The organism is Micromonospora orduensis, from assembly GCF_006228125.1.
Lineage (GTDB): Bacteria > Actinomycetota > Actinomycetes > Mycobacteriales > Micromonosporaceae > Micromonospora > Micromonospora orduensis.
Genome location: NZ_VDFY01000075.1, coordinates 1 through 8,256, shown reverse-complemented (window position 1 = coordinate 8,256; position 8,256 = coordinate 1). Strand labels below are relative to the sequence as shown.

At 73.1% G+C, this 8,256-nt stretch carries 7 protein-coding genes; 1 reads left to right on the top strand and 6 read right to left on the bottom strand.

Annotation, left to right across the window (positions count from 1 at the left end):
- The 6 genes from FHG89_RS02550 to kdd all read right to left on the bottom strand — a co-directional run.
- On the bottom strand, positions 1-1,195 hold a 1,195-nt coding region (locus FHG89_RS02550; protein WP_139582442.1), incomplete at its 3' end, for a glutamate mutase L.
- On the bottom strand, positions 1,192-1,584 hold the full coding sequence (gene kal, locus FHG89_RS02545) for a 3-aminobutyryl-CoA ammonia lyase (protein ID WP_139582440.1): 393 nt from the start codon (positions 1,582-1,584) through the stop codon (positions 1,192-1,194). The genes kal and FHG89_RS02550, both read right to left, overlap by 4 nt.
- The gene (gene kamE / locus FHG89_RS02540) at positions 1,581-2,330 is read right to left on the bottom strand and encodes a lysine 5,6-aminomutase subunit beta (protein WP_139582439.1); all 750 of its coding nucleotides are present in this window, start codon (positions 2,328-2,330) and stop codon (positions 1,581-1,583) included. The genes kal and kamE overlap by 4 nt, the downstream gene beginning before the upstream one ends.
- The gene (kamD, locus tag FHG89_RS02535) at positions 2,327-3,886 is read right to left on the bottom strand and encodes a lysine 5,6-aminomutase subunit alpha (RefSeq protein ID WP_139582437.1); all 1,560 of its coding nucleotides are present in this window, start codon (positions 3,884-3,886) and stop codon (positions 2,327-2,329) included. Before kamD ends, kamE begins: the two co-directional genes overlap by 4 nt.
- Positions 3,887-3,920: 34 nt before the next feature.
- Positions 3,921-5,486, bottom strand: coding sequence for an amidohydrolase (locus FHG89_RS02530; RefSeq protein WP_139582435.1), 1,566 nt, complete (start codon positions 5,484-5,486; stop codon positions 3,921-3,923).
- Positions 5,487-5,490: 4 nt separating this feature from the next.
- Complete coding sequence (gene kdd / locus FHG89_RS02525; RefSeq protein ID WP_139582434.1) at positions 5,491-6,552, bottom strand: L-erythro-3,5-diaminohexanoate dehydrogenase; 1,062 nt, start codon at positions 6,550-6,552, stop codon at positions 5,491-5,493.
- 140 nt (positions 6,553-6,692) lie between these two features.
- On the opposite strand from kdd, the gene FHG89_RS02520 reads away from it, so the two are divergent.
- The gene (locus FHG89_RS02520; protein ID WP_139582432.1) at positions 6,693-8,099 is read left to right on the top strand and encodes a KamA family radical SAM protein; all 1,407 of its coding nucleotides are present in this window, start codon (positions 6,693-6,695) and stop codon (positions 8,097-8,099) included.
- Positions 8,100-8,256 lie beyond the last annotated feature (157 nt).

Below are 8,256 nucleotides of genomic sequence, written 5' to 3'. Positions count from 1 at the left end.
CGCCCAGCACCGCCTCCAGCACCTGCCCGGCCACCGGCGCCGGGGCGTGCCGCAGCACCCCGCCGGAGCCCACCATCAGCCGCACGTCGCGCAGGTCCCGCCCGGCGCGTTCCCCGGTGGCGGCCCCGCGGGCGTGCCGGCGCAGCGCCACGGTCGCCGCGAGGGCGGCGATGCGGGCGTCCGCGGCCCGCTCGGCGTCGTCGACCGCCAGGAAACCGGGGTCGGCGGCCCGCCGGGCCGCGGCGGCCGTCAACGCGTCGGCCTCGTCGGCGGCGAGCAGCCGCTCCTCGGCGGCGGCGCGCACCACCCCGGGCGCGCTCCACCGCATCCCCAGGTCACCCTCGACGGTGCGGGCCCGCCACAGGCTGCCGGCGACCTCCCGCCCCGGCCCGGTGGCTCGCTCGTCGGGGGTGAGCACCGAGTACACGTCGGTGGTGGCGCCGCCCACGTCGACGACGGCCAGGTCACCGCCGATGGTGTCGGCGAGCACCTCCACGCCGGTGAGCACGGCGTCGGGGGTGGCCGCACGGACCAACCGCGCGAACCGGCCGCCCCGCGACAGCCGTTTACCGCCGATGACGTGGCGCAGGAACACCGCCCGGATCGCCGCGCGCGCCGGCTCCGGGGCGAGCACCCCGATGCGCGGCAGCACGTTGTCCGCGCCGGTCACCGGCACACCGGCGGCCTCCAGCAGCCCGGTCAGCTCCGCGCGCACGTCGGCGTTGCCCGCGTACACCACAGGCCTGCGCCAGCGGGCCCGCGCCAGCCGGGTCGCGTTGTGGGCGATGGTGTCGGCGTCGCCGCCGTCGGTGCCGCCGACCAGCAGCACCACGTCAGGTCGCGCCGCGCGCAGCGCCGTCAGGTCCGCCGCGCCGAGCCGCCCGGCCGCCACGTGCACCACGTGCGCGCCGGCGGACAACCCGACCCGCCGGCCCGCCTGCGCGGTGACCAGCGGCTCGTAGCCGATCACCGCCAGCCGCAACCCACCCCCGGCCGACGAGCACACGTACCACGGCACGTCGCGCGCCCCGAGCCCGGCGGTGGCCGCCGCGACCGCGGCGTCCAGGCCGTGCAGCACGTCGCTGCCGACCGTCGTGGGCGCGGCCCCCGCGCCCACGAGGACACCGGCGGCCAGGTCCACCACCGCCGCCTTGGTGTACGTCGAGCCGACGTCCGCGCAGACCGCCAGGGTCACGACGCGGCGGGAACGACCACGGTGCCGGTCGCGGTGACCGCCACGATCGGCGGGTCGAGGACCTCGGCGGCGGACTCGGAGCGTTCGGGGCGGCCCCGGCACACCACCGCGCACTCCAGCTCCAGGGTGCGGCTGCGCGAGCCCACCCGCGCCACCCGCGCGGTCACCTCCACCACGTCACCGGCCCGTACGGGCGCGAGGAACCGCACGTCGGCGTACCCGGCGAACAGGCCCTCGTCGCCGTCGGTGCGTATGCACACCTCCGTGGCGACGTCCCCGAACAGTCCGAGGGCGTACGCCCCGTCGACGAGGTTGCCGGCGTAGTGGGCGTGCGAGTACGGCACGTACCGCCGGTGCGTCACCGTCAACCCGAGCCTGGAGTCGGTCATGTGGTCGCCTTCCGCTGCGTGATCAGGGCGTGTACGAGGTAGCTGGCCACCTCGCCGGGCGTGGTGCCCCGACCGAAGATCCGGTCCACGCCCAACTCGTCGGTCATCGTCTCGTCGAACCGGGGACCGCCGACGATCAGCAGCGGCCGCCGCCCCGCCGGCATGGCCTCGCGGAACGCGGCGGACATCTCCCGGGTGTTGTGCAGGTGCGCGTCGCGTTGCGTGACGACCTGCGACACGAGCACCGCGTCGGCCTTCTCCGCCCGGGCGGCCTCGACCAGCTCCGGAACGCTGACCTGCGCGCCCAGGTTGGTGACCTTCAACTCCCGGTAGTACTCCAGGCCCTTCTCCCCCGCGATGCCCTTGACGTTGAGGATCGCGTCGATGCCCACGGTGTGCGCGTCGGTGCCGATGCACGCCCCGACCACCGACAGTTTGCGGCGCAGCCGCTGCTTGACCACCGTGTTGACCTCCTTGGCCGACAGCAGCGGGAAGTCCCGTTCCACCACCTGCACCGCGTCGAGGTCGACGAGGTGGTTGACCCGCCCGTAGACGACGAAGAAGGTGAACCCGTCACCCATCGGTTTGGCGTGCACCAGCATCGCCGGGTCGATGCCCATCCTGTTGGCCAGCTGCACCGCCGCGCCCTCGGCCCGCTTGTCGTGGGCCACCGGCAGGGTGAACGACACCTGCACCATCCCGTCGCCTGTGGTGTCCCCGTACGGGCGCACGATCTGCCTGCTCACGCCGCAGCCTCCAGGATGTCGGTGGCCGGGTTGCAGTAGTCCGCCTCGTGGGCGGCGACCCCGGCCAGGCCCTTGCCGCGGTCCGCGGGCCGCTTCATGATCCCGAAGGTGCCCTCGGCGATGGCGGTGAGCAGCGTCTGCTCCCCGATGCGCTCCAGCAGGTCCAGGGCCTCACCGAGGACCTGGTTGGCGCGGCGGCGGATGAACCCGCCGGGCGCCGGCACGAAGTCCTCGTGCAGCCCTCCGGCCGCGCCCAGGACGTACCGCACGTTCTGCAGGGCGATGTCCCGGTCGGACAGCCACGGCGTCACCACCGCCTCGGTCATCATCCCGACCAGCAGGATGCCCTGACCGGTCAGCGCGCCGGCCAGGTTGAAGAACCCGTCGAGCAGGTTGCCCCGGAACACGTCGCCGGTCATGTGCTTGGTCGGCGGCATCCACTTGAGCGGCGCGTCCGGGAACAGCTCGCGCGCCAGCAGGGCGTGCGCCAGCTCCAGGCGGAACGACTCCGGCACCTCCGGGTTGATCTCGAACGCGTGCCCCAGCCCCAACTGCCAGTCCGCGAGGCCCGCCTCGTGCGCGAAGAACTCGTTGAGCAGCTGCGACACCGTGACCGTGTGCGCCTCGTCGACGGCGTCGGCGGTGGTCAGGTAGTTGTCCTCACCGGTGTTGATGATGATCCCGGCGCGGGCGTGCACCTGCCGGGAGAACCGCTGGTCGACGAACGTGCGGATCGGGTTGATGTCGCGGAACAGGATCCCGTACATCGAGTCGTTGAGCATCATGTCGAGGCGTTCCAGGCCGGCCAGGGTCGCCATCTCCGGCATGCACAGCCCGGACGCGTAGTTGGTCAGCCGCACGTAGCGGCCCAGCTCCTTCGACGACTCGTCCAGGGCCGCGCGCATCAGCCGGAAGTTCTCCTGCGTGGCGTACGTGCCGGCGAAACCCTCCCGGGTCGCGCCCTCGGGCACGTAGTCCAGCAGCGACTGCCCCGTCGAGCGGATCACCGCGATCACGTCCGCGCCGGCCCGCGCCGCCGCCTGCGCCTGCGGAATGTCCTCGTAGATGTCCCCGGTCGCCACGATCAGGTAGATCCACGGCCGCTGCTTCGGGTCCCCGTGCCGCTTGATGAGCCGGTCCCGCTCGGCGCGCCGCCTGTCGATCCGCCGGATGCCCGCCCCGACGGCCCTGCGCGCCGCGGACCGGGCCGCCGTGGCGGCCCGCCCGGTGGGCAGCGCGAAGCGCACCGACCCGGCCGCGGCCTTCTGCGCCAGCAACGTCACATCGGTGATGCCCTCGCGGGCGAGGGCATCGAACACCGGCACCGCCACCCCGTGGCCCAACCCCACGTCCGCGACGACCGCCTCGACGAGCCGGTTCACCCAGGGGATGCCGTCCGGGTCGGCGCCACTCACCCCGGCCAACCGCAGCACGGCCCGCTCCACCGACACCGTGGTGTGGCTGCGGGCCAGGTCGACCACCGGCTGCCCGGCCCGGCGCGCCAACTCCCGCGCCCGCGCCACCAACACCGGATCAAGATCAAGCTTGCCGGTCACGCCGCCGCCCCCGCCACACCGCTCGTCCGCTCGTTCACGACGACCCCTCCTCGTAGATGACCTCACCGCGCAGCACCAGGCGCCGGCACACCGGCAGCGGCGTCGGATCGTCCGGACCCCGCAGCTCCGGATCCTCGGCCAGCAGCACCGGCAGGCCCCGCTCCACCCCGGCCGGCGTCGACCACACCGCGAACGTCGCCGGCGCGCCCAGCGCGAGAACGCCCTCGGCGTCCAGGTGCACCGCCCGCCACCCACCCCGGCTGTGCGCCGCGAACGCCGACCGCACACTCATCCGCTGCGCCGGGTTGTGGTGCGCCGCCGCCGCCCGCACCGACCCCCACGGGTCCAGCGGCGTCACCGGCGAATCCGACCCGAACGCCAACGCCACACCCACCGAGTGCATCGCACCCATCGGGTTCGACTCCAACGACCGGTCCAACCCCAACCGCGCCTCGTACATCCGACCCGCACCGCCCCACAACCGGTCGAACGCCGGCTGCATGCTCGCCACGACCCCGTACTCCACGAACCGCGCGATCATCGGCTTGTTCATGATCTCCGCGTGCTCGACGCGGTGCCGCGCCGCGCGCAGCCGCTCCACGCCCAACGTCGTCGCCGCCGCCGCGAACCCGTCGAGCACCGTGCCGATCGCCGCGTCCCCGATCGCGTGGAACCCGCCCTGCAAGCCGTGCGCCGCGCAGTCCACCAGGTGATCGCGCACCTGCTCCGCGCTGAGGTACCCGTGCCCGCACCCGTCACCGTCGCCGTACGGCTGCGACACGTGCGCCGTACGCGACCCCAACGCCCCGTCGGCGAACAGGTCACCACCGGCGCCCACCGCGCCCAGCTCCCGGGCCCGCGCCGCGCCACCCAGCTCGCCCCAGTACCCGTACACCTCCGGCAGTCCGGCACCGGAGATGCCCAGCAGACCGGTGAAGTCCTCCTCGTCGGAGATGTCCGGACCACCGCACTCGTGCACCGCCGCGATCCCCAGCGACGCCGCGTGCGCGAGGGCCACCCGCTGCGCGGCGACCCGCTGCGCCCGACTCACCGACCCCTGCGCCGCCGCCCGCACCACATGGTGCGCGTCCCGACGCAACCAGCCCGACGCGTCGTAGCCGACCTCGGTCGCCGCCCGCGGGCACGCCGCCAGCAACGCCGAGGACACCAGCGCCGAATGGATCGACGCCTGCGACAGGTACACCCGCCGGCCCCCGGCCGCCCGGTCCAACGCCGCCGCGTCCGGCAACGCCGGATCCGACCAGCCCGACTCGTCCCAGCCGTGCCCCAGCACCACCGCGTCGGCCGGCAGATGAGCCGCGAACCCCGCCACCGCGTCGAGCAGCTGCCCCGCCGAGCGCACCCCGGACAGCTCCAGCCCGGACAACGCCAACCCGGTGTCGGTGGCGTGCACGTGCGCGTCCACGAACGCCGGCGTCACCAGCGCCCCACCCAGGTCCACCACCCGGTCGGCCGGCGGCGCGTCGCCGTCGGTCCCCAACCAGGTGATCCGCCCATCGGACACCAGCAGCGCGGTGGCGCTCGGATCGGCGGGACAGTGCAGCACGCCGCCGCGGTACAACGTCGAGGGGTTCGTCATGACCTCAGTCTGCCGCGATCCGCGCCGCGAACAGTTGACGCACCCCCGGCTCGGCGCGCAACAACCCCAGCGCCAGCTCCGCGTGCCCCGGCACGTACCCGTTGCCCACCAGCATCGTCACGTCCGCCGCCAGCCCCTCGGCGCCCAACGCGGCCGCCGAGAAGCTCGTCGCCATCGAGAAGAAGATCACCGTGCCGCCGTCCGCGGTGGCCAGCACCGCCCCGTGCTCACACCCCGGCACGTCCACGCAGACCACCGTCACGTCCGCCGGCGCGCCCAGCACGGTGGTCACCGCCGTGGACAAGCCCACCGGGTCCCGCGCGTCGGCCAACGCCACCACCGACGCCAGCCCGGCGGCCGCCAGCGCGTCGCGCTCCGCCGCCACCGGCACCACTCCGACGGTACGCGCGGCGCCCGCCCGGCGCGCCGCGGCCAGGGACAGCGACCCGCTCTTGCCCGCCCCACCGATCACGGCCACGCTCACCGGCGTCGGGTCACCGGCTCGCCGACGATCCTCGACATAGCGCGACACCACCCGGGCGGTCAGCGCGGGCGCCCCGCACACGTCCAGCACGGCGAGGGACAACTGGGGGTCCTCGTCGTCGGGCAGCACCGCGGCGATGGACCGCGCGAACAGGATCGCCCACCCGTCACACGGCACCTGCTCACTGCGCCCGTCCCAGCGGGCCAGCCCGTCGGTGATCACCAGCGGCGTCAACGTCAACGACACAAGCGTGGCGACCCGCTCACCGGCCTTGAGCCCCAGCGGGGATCGTCGGCCGACCTCCTCGACAGTGCCGATCAGCATTCCGCCGGAGCCGGTCACCGGGTTCTGCATCTTCCCCCGGGTGGAAATGATCTCCAGCACCTCGGCGCGGACCGCGTCACCGTCGCCGCCGTGCTTCTCCGACAACTGCCGGAAGCTCGCCGCGTCCAGGTTGAGCCGCTGCACCCGGATCCGCACCTCGTTCGGCGCGATGGCGGCGGACGCGTCCAACCGCCAGGCCGCCTGCGGCAGCACCCCCGCCGGTTGCACGACACGGTGCAGTCCCACCGGTGACGTCACGCCGACCTCCCCTGTCCAGCCGCCCGAAGCCCCGGTCAAGGCTCGCGTAACGGGAAAACTTACGGCAGACTAGTTTCTGTACCGAATATTTTCCAGTAGCCTTCGGGCCCGTTGATCAGCCGCAGCACCGAGGAGGGGCCGTGACCCAGACCCAACCGGTTGAGACCATCCCTCAACCCCGTCACGCCCCGGTCGCCGCACCGACCGCCGGGCAACCGTACGAATACCACCGCCGCCCCCTGGTCGAACCCGACTGGACCCGCTTCCCCGGCTGGCGCCACGTCACCCGCGACCAGTGGGAATCCGCCCAGTGGCAACGCGTCAACTGCGTCAAGAACATCAAGCAGCTCCGCGCCGTCCTCGGCGACCTCATCGACGAGAGCTTCTACGCCGACCTCGAGGCCGACCAGAAGGCCATGGCCACCATGTCCATGCTGGTGCCACCGCAGATGATCAACACGATGGTGCCGTTCACGCCGCTGACCACCGAGGCGCTGCTCGCCGACCCCATCCGCCGCTACATGATCCCCGTCGCCTCCGACCGGCGCACCGACTGGCCGTCACACCCCTACGCCAGCCGCGACAGCCTCCACGAGCACGACATGTGGGTCGCCGAAGGGCTCACCCACCGCTACCCCACCAAGGTCCTCGCCGAGCTGCTCTCCACCTGCCCGCAGTACTGCGGGCACTGCACCCGCATGGACCTCGTCGGCAACTCCACCCCCGCCGTCGACAAGCTCAAGCTCACCCTCAAGCCCGTCGACCGCTACGACGCCCACATCGCCTACCTCAAGGCCCACCCCGGCGTCCGCGACGTCGTCGTCTCCGGCGGCGACGTGGCCAACGTGCCCTGGCGCAACCTCGAGTCGTACCTCATGCGCCTGCTGGAACTGGAGACGGTCCGCGACATCCGGCTCGCCACCAAGGCCCTCATGGGCCTGCCCCAGCACTGGCTCCAGCCCGACGTCGTCGAAGGCCTGGAACGCGTCGCCCGCACCGCCGCGCGACGCGGCGTCAACCTCGCCATCCACACCCACGTCAACCACGCCCAGTCGCTCACCCCACTGGTCGCCAAGGCCGCCCAGACCGCCCTCGACGTCGGCGTCCGCGACGTCCGCAACCAGGGCGTGCTCATGCGCGGCGTCAACGCCACCACCCCCGAGCTGCTCGACCTCTGCTTCGCCCTGCAGGGCGAAGCCGGGATCCTGCCGTACTACTTCTACATGTGCGACATGATCCCCAACGCCGAACACTGGCGCGTCCCGGTCTGGCACGCCCAGCAGCTCCAGCACGACATCATGGGCTACCTGCCCGGCTACGCCACCCCCCGGATCGTCTGCGACGTGCCGTTCGTCGGCAAGCGCTGGGTGCACATGCTCACCGACTACGACCGTGAGCGCGGCATCTCCTACTGGACCAAGAACTACCGCACCTCCATCGAGTCCGCCGACCTGGAGGCGCTCAACAAGCGCTACGCCTACTACGATCCGATCGACACCCTCCCCGAGGGCGGCCAGCAGTGGTGGGCCGACCACCGCGACGACTGACCCACCGACGGCGACGCCCCCCGGAACCTCCCCGGGGGGCGTCGCCGTCCGCCGTCACCGACAGCCCAGGCCCTGCACGTACCCGCCCGGCAGCGTCCCCGCCGCGACCTCGTCGGCGTACTCCCAGAACACCTCCGGCCAGTCACCGGCCTTCTCC

Bases quoted from the DNA above. Each gene is read 5' to 3' on its own strand.
- kal (WP_139582440.1), bottom strand. From the start codon at position 1,584: ATGACCGACTCCAGGCTCGGGTTGACGGTGACGCACCGGCGGTACGTG.
- FHG89_RS02530 (WP_139582435.1), bottom strand. From the start codon at position 5,486: ATGACGAACCCCTCGACGTTGTACCGCGGCGGCGTGCTGCACTGTCCC.